Below are 16,777 nucleotides of genomic sequence, written 5' to 3'. Positions count from 1 at the left end.
ATCAGCCTTCAGCACCTGCGGCGTCATCTCCCGCGGGTTCTTCGGCCGCAGCCTTGGCTTCGGCCGCATCCTTGGCGGCCTGCTTGGCATCAGCCTCACGCTTGAGAGCCTGCTTGGCCTTGCCGACAACCTCAGCGGGTCTCACCTTCTTCTCGATCAGACCACCTTTCTCCAGCAATGTGCGAACAACATCGGTGGGCTGGGCTCCCTGACTCAGACGTGCACGCAAGGCCTCTGCATCCAGGCGGGTCTCCTTGGTGCGGGGGTTGTAGTACCCCAACTCCTGCAGAGGACGTCCGTCACGTCGTGAGGTGCTGTTGCAGGCCACGAGGCGGAAGCTTGCTTCCCGCTTCTTACCGAACCGCTTCAGGCGGAGCTTGATCATCGTGGCGCTGGCTGTGAGTTGGAACAGTTCGGCGCAGCTGAACAGTCGCGCCAAACAACCAATTTAACCTGCCGGCGGTCAGAGATCCCCGAAGCCCTTCTTCTTCTTGGCCGGACGCTGTCGACGGGGCGTTCCACCACCGCGACCGGCCGGCATGCCACCTGGCATCCCGGGCATCCCGGGCATCCCTCCACCCATACCGGGGAATCCACCCATGCCTGGCATTCCTCCCATGCCCGGCATCTGGCCCTGTGACATCTGCTGCATGAAGCCACGCATCTTCTGAAAATCAGCCAGCACTTTGTCCACATCGGCCGGCTGATGGCCACTGCCCCGCGCAATGCGACGACGGCGGGAGGGTTCACCCGCAAGCAGGTCGGGATTTTCCCTCTCCTGCTGGGTCATGGAACCGATCATCGCCTCGATCTTCTTCAGCTGCTGCTCGCCCTGCTTGAGCATGCCGTCGTCGATCTTGTTCATCCCGGGGATCATCTTCATCAATCCACCCAGCGAACCCATGCGCTTGATCAGGCGCATCTGCTTCACGAAATCCGAGAAGTCGAACGTGGCTTCCTGAAGCTTCTTCTGCATCTGCTCCACATCGGCGAGCTCAACCTCCTTCTGGGCTTTCTCCACGAGGGTGAGAACATCCCCCATGCCAAGGATGCGGCTCGCCATCCGCTCGGGATGGAAAGGCTGCAGAGCCTCCACTTTCTCTCCGGTGCCGATGAACTTGATCGGCTGACCGCTCACCTTGCGGATCGAGAGAGCGGCTCCACCACGGGAATCACCATCGAGCTTGGTCAGCACCGCTCCGGTGATGCCCACCTGGTCGTGGAACGCTCGGGTGAGATCAGCCGCTTCCTGGCCGATCATCGAATCGACGACCAGCAGCACCTCATCAGGCTGAACGACGGTGCGGATCCGCACCATCTCCTCCATCATTTCGGTGTCGATCTGGAGGCGTCCGGCGGTGTCGACCAGCAGAGTGTCGAAGCCCTCCTGCTTGGCCTTGGCGAGACCCGCCGCGGCGATGTCCTCCGGCTTGGCGTCTGCACCGAGACTGAACACCTCAACCCCGATCTGGCCTCCGAGCGTCTTGAGCTGCTCGATGGCAGCCGGGCGATAGACGTCTGCTCCCACCATCAGAGCCCGTCTGCCCTGGTCCTTGAGATGAAGTCCGAGCTTGGCCGTTGCCGTGGTCTTGCCGGCACCCTGGAGACCGGCCATCAACACCACTGTTGGAGCCTCAGCAGCTTTGGCGAGGGGGGCGTTATCGCCGCCCATCACCTCAACCAGCTGATCGTGCACCACCTGAATGAACTTCTGATCAGGGCTGACGCCGCGCACCACCTCGGCTCCGACAGCCTTCTCGCGAACCTCAGCCACGAAATCCTTGACCACCGGCAGGCTCACGTCGGCCTCGAGCAGAGCGCGGCGCACATCCTTGAGGGCGCCCTCAACATTGGTTTCGCTGATCTGATCCTGGCCTCTCAGACCCTTGACCGCGTCTTCAAAACGGGCTGAAAGCTCATCGAACATCGGCCAGACATCTGTTTCAGTTCCCTGATCGTAAAAGTGGCAGGGGCCTGGGGCGAACTCTTCCTGGCCGACACACGGACCGCCAGATCACACAGGTGAGAAGGCCTGCAGGCGCCAGCCATCGGCATCCTTGCCGAGGATGTAAGTGACCTTCAACGATCTCGGGGAGGTGCGATCCACCACCGCTCCGACAGCATTCACCGTTTCATCGCGGTAATCCACATCAGCTCGTAGCTCAATGCGCTGAGGCGTGCGACTGATGACACGCATGAAGTCGATGGACGCCTCCACGTTCTGGGTCAGGCCCTTCGACTGATCGATGGATCGCTGCCGCCGCACCTGATTGATCAGCCCCACCCGGGCAATGGGCTTCAGGCGCTCATCGGCAGTGCCGTCACCACGCAGCACGATGGCTTTGCGATCAAGCCAGGCCTGCAGCAGCGCCTCCAACTGGGCGTCGGAGGGCTGATCAGCACGCAGCACGGGATCGCCCTGAGGATCTGGCTGAGACACAGACTCCGGTTCAGGACTGTCCATGGGGACTGGCTTGACCTCTTGGGCGGACACGACGGGATCTGCATCCGTGGCCATCTGATCCACCGGTGCATCCAGCGAAGTCTCACCCGCCAGCTGGGGCTGCCTCGCCTCGCGGCGAAGTCCAACGACGCTGAAGGCTCCAATCACCAGCACCGCCGCAACAATCACTCCCGATCCGATCCATGTCGAACGATGGGTCTGCGAAAGATCCGGCCATTGCAGCTGAGGCATCGAGGGAAGGCTTGGACGCGGCAGTGAAGGCCATGCAAAGCCTCCCTCTGGAGGAGTCTCTGCATCCGAAAAGGAGTCACCGCATAGGTCGCCTGATGGATCAGCTGGAGCATCGGAATCCGGCAGAGGCAAAGGCAGGGTTCCATCGGGGTCAACCTTCAGTGGAGACAGACCATCCAGAGACCAATCCCTGGTTTGTTCCTGACGTTCCAGCCTCTCCACGTAGGCCTGCACATCACGATCGGCGAACCAGGCCTCCAGATCGATGGCTTCTGAGTCCACATCCCGATAGCCAGGCAGCACATCCCGACCGAGCCAGGCGCGGCAGTAGTCGCAGAGCGACGCCAGAACGTCACCGGGATGAGCCGTCAGCCACGATTTGAGCGCCGGGTCAGGACTGGTTGCGAAACGGCGCTCAGCGCGATCCACATCGCCGAGAAGCAGATCCAGACATCCCAGCAAAGGCTCTGTGTCGAGACCTTCGAGCGTCAGTGCCTCAAGGCGGGTTCGGGCGTCCTGGACCCGCTCGGGCTTGCGCTGGGAGAAGCCTGCTGCCGCAAGCGCCATCACGGCCAGGAATGAGGCATCCGCTGAACCGGCCGCCTGCAGACGTCTGTAGAGATCAACCTGCTCCTGCACCGTGAGGAAACGACGGATCTGCTGGAAAAACAGCTCAAATGCCCCCTGATCCATGCCAGCTGGCAGATCAGGCGTCTCGCGACCCTCAAGGGCGCTTCCCTCCAGTCCACCTCGATCGCTGATGAAACTTTCCAGCATCACCAGACCCTCACGTCGCGCCGACTGTTCAGCCAGATCGCGGCTCAGCAGATCCAGGATGCGAAAAGGGAGAAGTCGGGAGATGTCCGCTTCGAGCATCTGCCTCTGCTCGGGCAGCTTGCCCATCCGCTGAAGCAGCTGCATGCCTTCCTGCAGCAGGTTGGCTGCTGACTCGTAACGGCGCTGTTCCTGGTCCTGAGCAGCTGCATCGCGCGCCGCTAGCGCCGCCAGCAGTGCCAGATCCGATTCCCTGCCGCTGCCCAGAGCAGGTGCCTGAGGCGGCTGCAGGGCCTGACGGGCCATCTGGAAGGCTTCATGGGGTGCATGTGCTTCCCACAGGAGCATCAGACCGGCGACCTCCAGATTGGAGGACAGCTCCAGTCCAGCGGTTTCACCGGGATGCTCCCTGCTGAGCTCCAGCAACGTGGCTTCGTACTGGCCCCGGCGCTCGGCATCAGTGAGCAGATCGGCTGACAACCGCAGCAGCTCAGCCCTCTGGTTGAGCGATTCATGGGTGAAACCCTGATCCGGACAGCGATCCAGACGCAGCTGAAGGGTGCGCAGCACCGTTTCGGGTTCCGCCGTCGGACTAACCCCCAGCAGACGGAAATGGTCGATGGGAAGGTCCACCAGCATTGCAGCTATTGGCTGCAGACTGTAGGCAGTGTCTGGGATTTTGCCCATTGTTCCGCCATGGACCCTTAAAGTCGGAGGTCAAACAGGTGGTGCCATGGGTCAGGACATCGCAATCGGCGCGGAGACACGCAGCGCCTCGTCCTCCGATGGACAATCGCTTCTCGGAGCCCATGCCGAACGGCTCTCGACCCTGGTGACAGCCCAGAGGGCAACGGTGGACAGGGAGACCGGACTTGAGCTGTTCCGGGACATGACCCTCGGACGCCGCTTCGAGGACAAGTGCGCGGAAATGTATTACCGCGGCAAAATGTTCGGTTTCGTTCACCTCTACAACGGCCAGGAGGCTGTGAGCACCGGTGTGATCGGTGCCATGAAGCGTCAGCACGACTGGTTTTGCAGCACCTACCGCGATCACGTCCACGCCCTCAGCGCAGGCGTTCCAGCCCGCGAAGTGATGAGTGAGCTGTTCGGCAAGGAGACAGGCTGCAGCAAGGGGCGCGGCGGATCCATGCACCTGTTCTCCAGGGAACACCATCTGCTCGGCGGGTATGCCTTTATCGGAGAAGGGATTCCAGTGGCGCTGGGCGCCGCATTCACCAGCCGCTACAAGCGGGATGCCCTGGGTGATGCCAGCAGCAATGCCGTCACGGCGGCGTTCTTCGGAGACGGAACCTGCAACAACGGCCAGTTCTTTGAATGCCTGAACATGGCGCAGCTCTGGAAGCTGCCGATCATTTTTGTGGTGGAGAACAACAAGTGGGCCATCGGAATGGCCCATGACCGCGCCACCAGCGACCCGGAGATCTGGCGCAAAGCGGGCGCCTTCGGCATGGCCGGTGAAGAGGTCGACGGGATGGATGTGCTGGCTGTGCGGGCCGCGGCCCAAAGGGCGGTGGAACGTGCACGTGCCGGTGAGGGGCCAACCGTGCTGGAGTGTCTCACCTACCGCTTCCGCGGTCATTCGCTGGCTGACCCCGATGAGCTGCGCGCGGAAGAGGAAAAACAGTTCTGGGCCCAGCGTGACCCACTCAAAGCGCTTGAACGCGACCTGGTCGGCGCAGGCCTGACCAGCAGCGAAGACCTGCGAGCGATCGAGAAGGAGATCGATGGGATCGTGCAGGACTGTGTCGAATTCGCCCTCAGTGCTCCGGAACCGGACGGCTCTGAACTGACCCGATACATCTGGGCTGAAGACTGATCGACTCAGCCACTGGCGGTCAGAGTCCGTGCAGCCTGGACTGATCAGCTGCAGCCCTGAACACGAGCGCATGCCGCTTCACCAGTGGCTTCATGGCGTCATATCCACCTCCGATCACGGTGGCCACTGGAATGCTGCGGCGCAGGCAGGCATCCAGCACCAGATGATCCCTCTGCAGAAGACCGACGTCCGTCAGGGCCAGGCGCCCCAGTCGATCATCCCGATGAGGATCAACACCTGCGTTGTAGAGCACCATCTGCGGCTTCAGCCGGTCGAGCAGATCAGGTAGATGATCGCCGATCAAGGCGAGATAGTCCTGATCCTCCACCCCATCGCGGATGGGCAGATCAAGATCGCTGGTCTGCTTTCGCGCTGGGAAATTCGAGGCGGCGTGGGCCGAAAACGTAAACACGCGCGGTTCGTTCTGGAAAATCAGTGCGGTGGCGTCGCCCTGGTGGACATCAAGGTCGACCACCAGGATCTGCTGGAGACCCTCCTGCTCCAGCAGGACGCGGGCGCAGATCGCCAGATCATTGAAGATGCAGAAACCACTGCCGTATCCGGGGAATGCATGGTGCGTTCCTCCAGCCAGATGACAGGCCAGACCATGCTTCAAAGCCAATCTCGCCGTCAGCAGCGAACCGCCGACGGCGAGAAAGGTGCGCTGCACCAGGGGTGTGGTGACCGGAAGTCCAATGCGTCGCTGCGCCTGGCGATCCAGACGATCCCTGGCAAACGCTTCGTGATATGAGCGGTCATGCACCAGTTCAAGCAAACGCCGAGGCACCGGAAGCGGGCGATGCATCTGAACATCACTGGCCAGCCCTGTCTCTCTGAGACAGCGATCGAGCTGGCGGAACTTCGCCATTGGAAAACGATGGCTACTGGGTAGCGGAGCGCTGTAAACCTCGTGATAGACGAGAGGTGGCTTCAACGCTTCACAGGGTTGTCTGGCTCTCGGGCATCAGAAGCTGGGAGCAACACGACGGGTCAGGTTGCGCAGCTTGCGCAAAGCCTTCAACTCCACCTGACGCACACGCTCACGCGAGACCTCAAGAAGCCGGCCGATTTCAGCAAGTGTGTGCCGCTCATGCCCATTCAGACCGAAACGCAATGTGAGCACGTGCTGCTCCTGGTCACTGAGATGGCTCATCCAGCGCCCCAGCTGCTCGTGATGGATGCGCTGCTCCACCTTGTCGAGGGGCTCTCCAAGCGATGAATCAGCAATCAGGTCCCCGAGAAAACTGCGCCCTTCCTCTCCGTTCACCGGGGCATCGAGGCTGCTGGTGGTCAGCGCCTGCCTGAGCAGTGAATCAAGCTCTTCCACAGGCATGTCCATCGCTTCGGCGATCTCGAGGCGACTGGGCATGGCACCGAGCTTATGGGCCAGATCAAGGCTCACCTTGCGAATCGTGGTGAGGCGCTCACTCAGGTGCACAGGCAAGCGGATGGTGCGCGACTGACAGGCAATGGCCCGGGTCATGCTCTGACGGATCCACCAGAAAGCGTAGGTGGAGAATTTGTAACCCCTGGTGGGGTCGAATTTCTCAACAGCGCGCTCAAGGCCAAGAGAACCCTCCTGAATCAAATCAAGCAGTTCGAGACCTTTACCCTGATATTTCTTGGCAACACTCACAACCAGGCGCAGATTGGCTTTCATCATGCGCTGCTTGGCCCTGAGGCCAACGCGAATAACTCGCTTCTGTTTGCTTGAAAACGATTCACTGTCGGAAGGAATCGTTCCATCCTCAGTGAGTTGCATCATCTGCTGAACCTGATTACCCAACTCGATCTCCTCAGCAGGAGTGAGCAGAGGAATCCTGCCGATCGTGGCCAGATACCAACTGATCGGATCAGTACTTCGTCGCTTTTGGGTTTCTGAAATCCCTGCTGCCGCTGAGACCATGGGGATGAATTAAATCGTGAGGTGACTGTCCTATGGATTTCACGAACAACGATGTGTTTTCAGCAACCCTTCAGATTCATGCGTGGAAAACGACACAAACCCGACGAATCGTGTAAAAAATGTAGAAAAATTGGATCCAATCGCACTTCAGATCAAGTTCGCAACACGAAACGCGTGAGACTCGCTAATTGTTCGGAAATCGCTGTTGCGTCACTTCCCCGAATGCATTGCCTCGCGGCCGAGGCATGCAGATAAGCGGAGGCTGTGAGATCTTCGAAACCGGCCTTATGCGTCGCCGCCAGACAGCGGGCTCCCCAGCCGGCACAGTGACCCGCCAAAAGATCACCGAGCCCCGTTCGTGCCACGGCAGGATCCGTGTCTGTCAGCTGCATCACATCTCCTGAAGGGGAAGCGATCACTGTGTGGGCGCCTTTGAGCAACACCACAGCCCCACAACGATCCGCTGCGGCCGCGGCCATCTCCAGAGGAGACCTCTGCTGGCACTCGGGGAACAGGCGTTCAAATTCTCCGTGATGAGGAGTGATCCAGGTGGGGCCTGAGCGATTCAACAACCAGCGCCAGCCTTCCTCGGCAAATGCAAGCTGATTGAGGCCATCAGCATCGAGCACCAGCAGACCAGGAAACGCAAGCAGAGGATCGGCCCACTGCTGCCAGCACCCCTTCACCATTCCAAGACCGGGGCCGACAAGAACGGCATCGAGGCGGGCCAGATCACGACCAGCAAGAGCCTCTCCCCAGAGCAGAGCACCGTGGCCATCACACGAAAGTCCCGCTCCCACAACCACCTCCGGTGCCTGCTGCCAGAGCGACTCCGCCACCGTCTCCGGAAGACAGGCCTCAACACTGCCGGCACCGCTGGCCAGGGCACCGCGCACCACAAGGTGGGCAGCTCCGCGGTAACGATCACTGCCGGCGACCAGCAACAGTCGCCCGCGCTGGTATTTCGTCGCCCCAGCCGCTTCAGCAGGGGATGGCAGAGACACAATGTCATCGGCCAGCACGCGCAACTTCGCAGGGGATGACAACGACTGCGTCAGCGACAAAGGCACTGCCGGATCGATTCGTTGCAGGCTGCCGACATGGGCCAGGGCGGCATCCTGCACAAGTCCGCACTTGATCAGTCCCACACAGAGAGTGTGAGCCGCGAACGCGGCGCCTCCCTGCATCGGGCAACCGGTATCGGAATCGAGTCCTGCAGGAACATCCAGGCTGACCAGACGCCCCGGAGAGTCACGTTGTCTGCGGCTGAACAGATCGGCAAGGTCCGCGGGCAGAGGACGCGTCTGACCCAGACCGAACAACGCCTCAATCCAGAGATCCCTCCCCGCAGGATCTGGGGAGGACGGCAAGACGGAAGCACCCAGCCAGATCAGATGGCGCCAGTGCTCCTGGGTGAGGGCCTGACGCAGTGGCATGGGCGCCCAGACCCGCACATCCACGTTCGCCTCGAGCAACTTGCGGGCAACCACCAGTCCATCACCGCCGTTGTGACCGGGTCCCACCAGCACCACCACCCCGGAGCTCAGCAACTCCTCGCGATCCAGAAACCAGTCAGCCATGCGCTGGCCGACCGTTTCCATCAGAGACGCAACCGGCAGACCGCTGGCCAGCCATTCGCGCTCAAGGGCCAGCATCTGATCGGAGGAGACCAGAAGATGATCGGCATCAGCGGGTGGCCAGAGCACTACCGGGACCCATGGCACCTCACTATGGAAAGAGAATCCCTTTCACGCTCGCCAATCATGTCGGCAGCGACGCCCAGCATTGCCGCCACTTCAGCCGGTGCCCAGGCCCTGGAGCGGCTGCAGACGTGGCCCGGTGAGCACCGCGTGGCGGTCGGACTCTCCGGTGGTGTGGACAGCTCTCTGACCGCTGCACTGTTGGTGGAAGCCGGCTGGGAAGTGGAGGGACTGACGCTCTGGCTGATGAGCGGCAAAGGCGCCTGCTGCTCTGAAGGACTGGTGGACGCAGCAGGAATCTGTGAGCAGCTCGGCGTTCCCCATCACGTGGTTGATTCCCGCGACAACTTTGCCCGCGAGATTGTGGAGGGCTTGATCGAGGGCTATCAGGCTGGAATCACGCCGCTTCCCTGTTCACGCTGCAACCGGTCGGTGAAATTCGGTCCGATGCTCGACTGGGCGCGGCAGGAACGGGGTCTCGACCGAGTTGCCACAGGGCATTACGCACGCATCCGCCTGGATGAGGAAACCGGGCGCTGGAAGCTTCTGCGCGGCCTGGACACCCGCAAGGACCAGAGCTACTTCCTTTACGACCTCAACCAGGATGTGCTCTCCCGCGTGGTGTTTCCGCTGGGAGAACTCACCAAACCCGATACGCGACAGGAGGCGGGACGCCATGGCCTGCGCACAGCGGAAAAGCCGGAAAGTCAGGATCTCTGTCTGGCCGATCATCACGGCTCGATGCGCGCATTCCTGGATGCCTATCTGCCGCCGCGTCAGGGAGAAATCGTCCTCCAGGACGGCACCATCGTTGGCAATCACGACGGGATCGAGCATTTCACGATCGGCCAGCGCAGAGGTCTCGGTGTGGCCTGGAGCGAACCGCTGCATGTTGTGCGGCTGGATGCGGCGATGAACCGCGTGGTGGTGGCCCCCCGGGCCGAGGCAGGGCGCAGTCGCTGTGAGGTGGGAGCCATCAACTGGGTGGCCATTGCGCCCCCTGATCCAGGCTGCAGTCGCAGGGTGGAGGTGCAGGTGCGTTACCGCAGTGCGCCGGTGATGGCCCATCTCACCAGCATCGAAGCCACAGAAGCCGACAACGCTGCACAACGCCCGCACCGCTGCCGGCTGAGCTTCGATGAGCCGCAGTTCTCCATCACTCCTGGCCAGGCGGCGGTGTTTTACGAGGGCGAGTCCGTGCTGGGAGGAGGCCTGATCCAGGCCTCGCTCCGATCAGAACAGTGAGCGCCGTCAGCAGCAGCCAAAGCGGCCACTCGCGCCAGACCACATAGGGCGTGCTGAAGCGCAAAGGCTCCAACCGCGTCTGCAGCAACCCGGAACGCATGGCGGGCAACTCAGCTTGAACAACACCGCTGTCTGCGATCTGAGCTGTGGGGCCGGTGTTGGCGACCGACAGGAGTGGCCTTGCGGTTTCCAGACTGCGCAGTTGTGCGAGAGCCAGAAACTGCCTCTGCAGCAAGCGTGGATAGGGATCGAGATTGGCAGCAGCCAGGATCCACTGCGCACCATCCGAAACCGCCCGGGCCAGGGCGGTTCCATTGCTGATCTCGTAGCAGATGGCCACGGCAGCAGGCGCCCCGCCCCAGCGCCACAGCCTGGAGGCCTCACCAGGGTGCAGGCCACCAACCGCTGACAATCCGGCCAGTGCGGGGAACGAAGGCATCCATTCACCCAGCGGCACGAGACGGTGCTTGTCGATGCTGCCTGAGGTGCCTGCGATCCCTGGCTCCAACAGCAGTAGAGAACTGCGCTGCTGGCCGTCGACCCAGCGGAATCCACCGCTGATCAGGGGTAATCCTCCGCTCTCTGCATCCTTGAATTTGAGAGGAAGCGTGCCTTCCGGAGCGATCAGCAGCTCGGCACCCTTCTGCTGGGAACGATCCATGGCCTGACGCAAGCGCAGAGGCAGCTCCGCCTGCCGCCGCTCACTGAACTTTTCACGGGTGGGAATCGCCGGCTGCCAGAGGGCCACGGACACAGCCGGCTCAGTGCCATCGATGTTGCGGTCGCTCGTTCCAGCCAGAGCCAGCGCACCCAGGCCATGGGTCACAACAAGGGCAAGAACACCCCAGCGCAGAAGCCGCCAGCGCTGCTCTCCTTCCACACGAAGCGCAACCCAAAGCTGCCAGAGCCACCAGCCAAGCAGCAACTGAATGGTTGCCAGACCTGCGGCACCGAACCAGCAGGCCAGGCCCGCAAACCAGCGGTCCCCTGGAAGCACACTGCCACCCACTCCGATCCAGAAGAGCGGCCCCCTGGCCAGCAGGGTTTCACTCAGAGCCCAGATGAGAGACAGCACCAGGGCCTGCCGAATGCCGCAACGTCCCGGCAACCAGCGCGCCAGCAAACTCCAGCCCAACACCAGCAGGGCTGCTGCCATGGCGCAGGCCAACCAGACCAGCAGAGCGATGGGAAGACTGAGGGGTGCCGGCACACCAAGCCATGTGAGGGGATGCAGAGCGATCAACCAACGGTGGCTGATGGCGACCGCCACAGCGGCCCAAAGCGCCGCGGCCAGTGGTGATCGCACAACCGACCAGAGCATCGCGAGAGCTGGAACCATCCACCAGGGGCCAGAGAGGCAGAGTCCGAGTCCTGCCAGAACACCTCCACTCAGCCCTCTGAGCACTGGCAGGGATCGGTCATTGCCCATGGTCAGCGCTGGTGGTTGCCGTCATCCTGAAATCAGACTGAATCGCGATTCTCGATGGAGACCGCCAACCCCCTCCAGCAGCTGCTGCTCCGTGGTCTCGGCACCACCACCCTGGTGGCCGACCGTCTCCGTTATGTGACCCAGGAATGGGTGAGCAGTGGACGGCTCGATGCAAGTCATGCTTCTGCACTTGTGGACGACGTTCTGAAGGCTCTGCGCGGAGAAACGCCAGAACTCGAGCAACAGATGGGACGCAATCTGGAACGGAACCGCGACAATCTGCTCCAGGACCTCGGTCTCGCCAGTCAGAAGGAACTTGATGAACTGCGAGGCCGGATCGACCGGCTTGAGCAACAGCTGCGTCAGCGTGAACGACAGGAATGAGCCTGCCAGAATCGAGCTCAATGAACAGATCCCAAGTGCGCGACATCCTGATTAGTACCGCAGTGTGCGTTGCATGCCTGATCGTGGCTCTTGTGAGTCAGATCGTGGCTCCATCCACCGTGATCGCCGCAGCACCGGCGGCAAGGCCTGCAATCGTCAAGACCGCTGGTATGACGACCACCTCCAGCCCGATGGAGCTGGATCCCGATGAGACCAACCCAACACTTTTCGCCATGGCACCCGACTCCAGCAAAGCCGACGCCTCCGCACTCGGAGGCCCCATGAGCGCTGACAAAACTCTGACAATGCCAAGCGGCCTACGCATCACTGAACTGGAAGTGGGCAGCGGCGCTGAAGCGGTCGCCGGACAGACCGTTGAAGTTCATTACCGAGGCACGCTGGAAAACGGCAAACAGTTCGATGCCAGCTACGACCGAGGCAAGCCCTTCACATTCCCGCTCGGACGCGGGCAAGTGATCAAAGGATGGGATGAAGGCGTTCAGGGCATGAAGGTTGGCGGCAAGCGCAAACTTGTAATCCCACCTGAGCTCGGCTACGGCAGCCGCGGCGCCGGCGGTGTCATCCCACCGAACGCGACGCTGATTTTCGAGGTGGAGCTGCTCGACATCAAGTCATGAGTCCCAGTTAGGCTGTCTGAACGGCAGTTGACCACCAACCCACATGTTCCGCTCGGCACTCACAGCCATTTTTCGCGCACTACCTGCTGAAGCAGCACAAGCCCACTGCGACGGTCCTTGTGGGGTCTATGACCCGGCTTCAGCTCGTGTTGCAGCGGAAGCTGTTCTCTCCATGACCAAGAAGCTGAAGGCCATCGAGGCACCGGCCGCAGGCGATGCAGCAGCCCTTGCTGCTTACAACAACACGTTCTCGCGCTATGTCGCGATCAAGGAAGAGGAAGTCACCAAAGCGAAGAAGGAGCTGATGATCCTCTGGACGGATTACTTCAAGCCCGATCACCTCGCCGCATTCCCTGATCTGCACGACACTTTCTGGAAAGCAGCCAAACTCTGCAGTGCCTGCAAGGTCAACATCGATCAGGGAAAAGCCGAGGAGCTCATGGCCGCCGTTGAGAAGGTTCACGGCATGTTCTGGCAATCCAAGGGCCGCAACGATGCATGGGTGACGGCCTCCTGAACACCCCACCATTGGCTGAGTCGTTGTGAACTCTCCACTTCGAGCAGCAGGTTTCAGAGACCTGCTGCTCTTTTTTATGGGAAGAAGGAAACTGTTTCAGGTGGAGGGAGACTCCATGCTGCCCTCGCTTCTGCCCCAGCAGCGGCTGATCGTGAAGCCTCTGCCGCAGGCAGCCTCCGCCCCCGAGGACGGGAGTGTGGTGGTGTGTCGTCATCCCGATGACGCCGCCTTGGTGATCACAAAGCGTGTTTGGCGATCGCAGGGTCAGTTGCTCGACCTCAGGGGCGACAACCCTTTAGCGAGCACAGACAGCCGACATTTCGGCCAGGTGCCGTTGGAGTGCGTGATCGGCGTAGTGACGGCTGTGATTCCATCGACAGGCGTGAGATCAGACGGCCGTCAGTGAATCAGCCGGCGAAATAAATCAGCCAGAAATCAGCTCGCGCAGACCCTGCTCAACGTTCTGCTGACGCATCAGGGCTTCTCCCACCAACACCGCGGAAGCACCTGCCGTTTGCACACGATCGAGATCGGCGCGTGCGAACAGACCCGACTCACTCACCAGCAGCGAGCCCTGTGATTGCAGGCGGTCATTGAATCGTTCAGACAGCTGCTCAGTTGTGGCGAGATCGGTCTCAAAACTGGTGAGATCCCTGTTGTTAACACCGATCAGTGGAAACCCCCCAAGAGCGAGAACGCGCTCCATTTCCTGCGAATCATGCACTTCCACCAACACGGTGAGTCCGATTGCAGCAGCCACTTTCTGCAGATAGGAGAGATCCTGATCCGAGAGAATGCCCGCGATCAACAGTGCTGCATCTGCTCCGGCGGCACGAGCCTGATACAGCTGATGCGGGCTGAGGATGAAGTCCTTGCAGAGCAGGGGAACATCCACTGCTTCACGCACGGCGACAAGCACATCGAAGCCACCTTGAAAGAATGTCTTGTCCGTCAGGATGGACAGGCAGCTGGCACCACCAGCCACGTAAGAGCGGGCGATCGCAACGGGATCAAAGTCTTCACGGATCACGCCTTTGCTGGGGCTGGCCTTTTTCACCTCGGCGATCACGGCCGGAAGAACCGGAGCTGAGCGCAATGCCGCCAGAAAGTCTCTTGAGCCGGGAAGTTCGGCAACACGTGCTTTCAGCTGAGCGAGCGGCATGCGCTGACGCGCAATCTCGATTTCCCGGTCCTTCTCCCAGACGATCTTCTCCAGAATGTTGCGTGGCTCACTCTCCTTGTGAGGAATTGCATATTCGAGATGGGCCACCTGAACCTTGGGGTTGGGTGGACGACGACGGATCTCCATGACAGAAATTGCGGGGTGGGATCAGGCAGCGGCGGTGAGGGAGGAGGCGGCCTGCTTGTAAGCCACTTCAACCACTTCGCTGAGGGTGGGGTGGGTATGCACTTCGGTGGCCAGCTGGCGCACACTCTGTCGACGGGCCACCGCGTTGGAGACCTCCTGAATCAGATCGGCAGCATGAAGCCCGTAAATATGGGCACCGAGAACCTCACCGGTGATCTTGTTGAAGAGCAGCTTCATCAGGCCGTCACTCTCCAGTTCGGCCAGCGCCTTGGAGTTGGCCTTGAAGTAACTGCGCACCACACCCAGCTCGAAACCCTGATCAACTGACTGCTGCTTGGCATCGGCTTCACTCAGCCCCACGGAGCTGATTTCTGGATGGGTGAATGTGGCTGCAGGAATACTGCGGTAATCGATCTCGCGACTGTGGCCGAGAATGTTGTCGACAGCCACCGTGCCCTGAGCGGCGGCGGTATGGGCCAGCATCAGCTTGCCGGTCACATCGCCGACAGCCCAGAGGTGGGGCACCGGTTGACCACCGGCAAGCACACGCATGCCGTCATCAATGGGAACAAACCCCCGGTTGGTTTCAACACCCAGTGCCTCCAGATTGAGCCCTTTGCTGCTGGGCACCCTGCCGGTCGCCACAAGCACTGCATCCACTTCAAGAGTCTCAACGGGCTCGCGGGTCTGCATGTCGACCAGCTCGATCTGAGCGGGAGCTCCCGGCTTGATCGACTTGGCCAGAACACCTGAACGGGCATCGATATCGCGGCTGTCGATCAGCTTGCGCGCTGCAAGCTTGGCGATGTCCGGATCGAAGGTGGGCATCACCCGGTCGAGAGCCTCGATCATGGTCACTTCGCAACCGAGGGCTGTGTAGACGTCGGCGAACTCCAAGCCGATGTAGCCGCTGCCGATGATCGCAATCCAGCGTGGAAGCCACTCCAGATTCACCGCCTCATCGCTGGTGAACACGCTGCGTCCGTCCGTTTCGATGCCAGGCGGAACGAAGGGATCCGAGCCGGTTGCGAGAATCACATCACGGGCTGTCATGGTTCTGTCGACACCGCTGGTCTCACGGACGCCGACCCTCTGGGCCCCGTCCAGACGCCCCTGACCGCGGATGATCGTGACCCCGGCCCGCTCAAGCGTCTTGGTGAGGTTGCTGCGGATCGTGGCCACCAGTTCATTGGCATGATCAGCGATCTTCTGGCGCTCGAAACGCACAGGAGCGGCATGAATGCCGAAGCTGGAGAGATGCTGAGCATCGGCCAGCTCACGCACCCGGCCGGATGCTGCCAGCAATGCCTTGGAGGGAACACAACCTCGATTGACGCAGGTGCCGCCCATGTCTCGGGACTCGATGATTGCCACCTTCAGTCCGTGATCTGCAGCGTGTTTGGCCGCATCGAATCCGCCATAACCGGCACCGATCACGATCACATCGAAGTCGAAACTGACGTCGCTCACCCGGGCTGCTGCATCAAGGCCGTCATTGTCGCCCGTCGGCGCTCCAAAAGGAGAGGAACGGCTGCCGAGGCGACATTCAGAGACTCGATCAGAGCGCTGTGAGGAAGGGTGACCCCATGACTGCAACAGGCCTGCAGTGAGGGATGCAGACCCGAGGCCTCATTCCCAAGCAACAGCACGGTGGGCAGGCACCAGTCCAGCTCCCAGTAGGGAATCACCGCCATCCCGGCAGCCGAATCGGGCACGAGCGTTGCAACCACCTGAAGCCCTTGTGCACGAGCCAGATGGAGTTTCTCGGCCAGCTGCTCAATGCCGACGTCATCCGTGGGACCAAAGCGTTGCAGCGGCAGACGCAACAATGCTCCAGCCGCTGAACGCACCACTTTCGGTGCGAGCGGGTCAGCTCCGGCGGCAAGCCAGACCTCATCCACATCGGCCGCCAGCGCCGTGCGCAGCAATGTGCCCACATTGCCGGGATCCTGAACGCGATCAAGCGCCAGCACAAACGTCGGAGTCTTGGCTGAATTGGGCAGCGCGTTGATCGGCCAGAGACAGGCGACTCCGCAGGGGTTGACCGTGGACAGAGCTGCTCTGAGGGCTTCATCGCCCATCAGCTGCAGATCAATGACACCGTCAATCCGATCTATCAGATCCAAATTGGCGTTGAGCCAGCCTGGCGTGGCGATCACCTTGACCGGCTCAGCGAACCGCTTGGGCAACGACAACAACTCTTGGAGTTGATGCGTTCCTTCCAGCAGGATGTGGCCATCCTGCAGTCGCCCTGACGAGGTGGACAGAGAGCGAAGACGCCGAACCAGAGGATTGCGGCGACTGGTGATCAGATCGGCACCGCTTCCGGAAACCTGACTCACT

Annotated in this window: 16 protein-coding genes; 6 read left to right on the top strand and 10 right to left on the bottom strand. The window is 61.2% G+C overall.

Annotated elements, in window-relative coordinates; all coding sequences use genetic code 11:
• Position 1: 1 nt before the first annotated feature.
• From rpsP to SIB56_RS00815, 3 genes are all read right to left on the bottom strand, one after another.
• Positions 2–385, bottom strand: coding sequence for a 30S ribosomal protein S16 (gene rpsP / locus SIB56_RS00825; protein ID WP_413327008.1), 384 nt, complete (start codon positions 383–385; stop codon positions 2–4).
• 78 nt (positions 386–463) lie between these two features.
• A complete protein-coding gene (gene ffh / locus SIB56_RS00820; RefSeq protein ID WP_413324672.1) occupies positions 464–1,927 on the bottom strand; it encodes a signal recognition particle protein in 1,464 nt (487 codons plus the stop codon).
• Positions 1,928–2,014: 87 nt separating this feature from the next.
• Positions 2,015–4,156, bottom strand: a complete 2,142-nt coding sequence (locus SIB56_RS00815) for an IMS domain-containing protein (RefSeq protein WP_413324671.1) — start codon at positions 4,154–4,156, stop codon at positions 2,015–2,017.
• Positions 4,157–4,202: 46 nt separating this feature from the next.
• Between SIB56_RS00815 and pdhA the strand changes: the two genes are divergently transcribed.
• Positions 4,203–5,306, top strand: coding sequence for a pyruvate dehydrogenase (acetyl-transferring) E1 component subunit alpha (gene pdhA, locus SIB56_RS00810; RefSeq protein ID WP_413324669.1), 1,104 nt, complete (start codon positions 4,203–4,205; stop codon positions 5,304–5,306).
• Between the two features lie 19 nt (positions 5,307–5,325).
• Here the strand turns inward: pdhA and SIB56_RS00805 are convergent, their stop codons facing one another.
• The 3 genes from SIB56_RS00805 to SIB56_RS00795 form a co-directional block, all read right to left on the bottom strand.
• On the bottom strand, positions 5,326–6,240 hold the full coding sequence (locus tag SIB56_RS00805; protein ID WP_413324668.1) for a histone deacetylase: 915 nt from the start codon (positions 6,238–6,240) through the stop codon (positions 5,326–5,328).
• Positions 6,241–6,270: 30 nt separating this feature from the next.
• Entirely contained in the window at positions 6,271–7,212 is a 942-nt protein-coding gene (locus SIB56_RS00800; RefSeq protein WP_413324667.1) for an RpoD/SigA family RNA polymerase sigma factor, read from the bottom strand.
• 152 nt (positions 7,213–7,364) lie between these two features.
• A complete protein-coding gene (locus SIB56_RS00795; RefSeq protein WP_413324666.1) occupies positions 7,365–8,936 on the bottom strand; it encodes an NAD(P)H-hydrate dehydratase in 1,572 nt (523 codons plus the stop codon).
• A 39-nt stretch (positions 8,937–8,975) separates the two neighbouring features.
• Between SIB56_RS00795 and mnmA the strand changes: the two genes are divergently transcribed.
• Entirely contained in the window at positions 8,976–10,157 is a 1,182-nt protein-coding gene (mnmA, locus tag SIB56_RS00790) for a tRNA 2-thiouridine(34) synthase MnmA (protein WP_413324665.1), read from the top strand.
• Here mnmA and SIB56_RS00785 read toward each other — a convergent pair.
• Positions 10,069–11,586 carry a nitrilase-related carbon-nitrogen hydrolase gene (locus SIB56_RS00785; RefSeq protein WP_413324664.1) on the bottom strand — a complete coding sequence of 506 codons (1,518 nt, stop codon included), beginning with the start codon at positions 11,584–11,586 and terminating at the stop codon, positions 10,069–10,071. The two genes, mnmA and SIB56_RS00785, sit on opposite strands and share 89 nt — an antisense overlap.
• A gap of 54 nt (positions 11,587–11,640) precedes the next feature.
• On the opposite strand from SIB56_RS00785, the gene SIB56_RS00780 reads away from it, so the two are divergent.
• The 4 genes from SIB56_RS00780 (at position 11,641) to sodX (ending at position 13,531) form a co-directional block, all read left to right on the top strand.
• Complete coding sequence (locus SIB56_RS00780; protein WP_413324663.1) at positions 11,641–11,970, top strand: phasin family protein; 330 nt, start codon at positions 11,641–11,643, stop codon at positions 11,968–11,970.
• Positions 11,971–12,005: 35 nt separating this feature from the next.
• A complete protein-coding gene (locus SIB56_RS00775; RefSeq protein WP_413327006.1) occupies positions 12,006–12,608 on the top strand; it encodes an FKBP-type peptidyl-prolyl cis-trans isomerase in 603 nt (200 codons plus the stop codon).
• A 43-nt stretch (positions 12,609–12,651) separates the two neighbouring features.
• Positions 12,652–13,125 carry a superoxide dismutase, Ni gene (sodN, locus tag SIB56_RS00770; RefSeq protein WP_413324662.1) on the top strand — a complete coding sequence of 158 codons (474 nt, stop codon included), beginning with the start codon at positions 12,652–12,654 and terminating at the stop codon, positions 13,123–13,125.
• 76 nt (positions 13,126–13,201) lie between these two features.
• The gene (sodX, locus tag SIB56_RS00765; RefSeq protein ID WP_413324661.1) at positions 13,202–13,531 is read left to right on the top strand and encodes a nickel-type superoxide dismutase maturation protease; all 330 of its coding nucleotides are present in this window, start codon (positions 13,202–13,204) and stop codon (positions 13,529–13,531) included.
• Positions 13,532–13,549: 18 nt separating this feature from the next.
• Here the strand turns inward: sodX and trpC are convergent, their stop codons facing one another.
• Genes trpC through SIB56_RS00750 form a run of 3 tightly spaced genes read right to left on the bottom strand, consistent with a single transcriptional unit; the run spans position 13,550 to position 16,776 of the window.
• Complete coding sequence (trpC, locus tag SIB56_RS00760) at positions 13,550–14,434, bottom strand: indole-3-glycerol phosphate synthase TrpC (protein WP_413324660.1); 885 nt, start codon at positions 14,432–14,434, stop codon at positions 13,550–13,552.
• A gap of 21 nt (positions 14,435–14,455) precedes the next feature.
• Positions 14,456–15,904 (bottom strand): dihydrolipoyl dehydrogenase, encoded by a 1,449-nt coding sequence (gene lpdA / locus SIB56_RS00755; protein WP_413324659.1) that lies wholly within the window; start codon positions 15,902–15,904, stop codon positions 14,456–14,458.
• Positions 15,901–16,776, bottom strand: coding sequence for a TrmH family RNA methyltransferase (locus SIB56_RS00750; protein ID WP_413324658.1), 876 nt, complete (start codon positions 16,774–16,776; stop codon positions 15,901–15,903). The genes lpdA and SIB56_RS00750 overlap by 4 nt, the downstream gene beginning before the upstream one ends.
• Position 16,777: the final 1 nt, after the last annotated feature.

The organism is Synechococcus sp. MIT S9503 (assembly GCF_047304175.1).
Classification (GTDB): Bacteria; Cyanobacteriota; Cyanobacteriia; order PCC-6307; family Cyanobiaceae; genus Synechococcus_C.
Note: the sequence above shows the minus strand (reverse complement) of the source record. Positions and strands in the feature narration are given on the sequence as shown.

Coding starts and splice junctions, on each gene's coding strand:
- rpsP (WP_413327008.1), bottom strand. CDS start 385: ATGATCAAGCTCCGCCTGAAGCGGTTCGGTAAGAAGCGGGAAGCAAGC.
- ffh (WP_413324672.1), bottom strand. CDS start 1,927: ATGTTCGATGAGCTTTCAGCCCGTTTTGAAGACGCGGTCAAGGGTCTG.
- SIB56_RS00815 (WP_413324671.1), bottom strand. CDS start 4,156: ATGGGCAAAATCCCAGACACTGCCTACAGTCTGCAGCCAATAGCTGCA.
- pdhA (WP_413324669.1), top strand. CDS start 4,203: ATGGGTCAGGACATCGCAATCGGCGCGGAGACACGCAGCGCCTCGTCC.
- SIB56_RS00800 (WP_413324667.1), bottom strand. CDS start 7,212: ATGGTCTCAGCGGCAGCAGGGATTTCAGAAACCCAAAAGCGACGAAGT.
- mnmA (WP_413324665.1), top strand. CDS start 8,976: ATGTCGGCAGCGACGCCCAGCATTGCCGCCACTTCAGCCGGTGCCCAG.
- SIB56_RS00785 (WP_413324664.1), bottom strand. CDS start 11,586: ATGGGCAATGACCGATCCCTGCCAGTGCTCAGAGGGCTGAGTGGAGGT.
- SIB56_RS00780 (WP_413324663.1), top strand. CDS start 11,641: ATGGAGACCGCCAACCCCCTCCAGCAGCTGCTGCTCCGTGGTCTCGGC.
- sodN (WP_413324662.1), top strand. CDS start 12,652: ATGTTCCGCTCGGCACTCACAGCCATTTTTCGCGCACTACCTGCTGAA.
- sodX (WP_413324661.1), top strand. CDS start 13,202: ATGGGAAGAAGGAAACTGTTTCAGGTGGAGGGAGACTCCATGCTGCCC.
- trpC (WP_413324660.1), bottom strand. CDS start 14,434: ATGGAGATCCGTCGTCGTCCACCCAACCCCAAGGTTCAGGTGGCCCAT.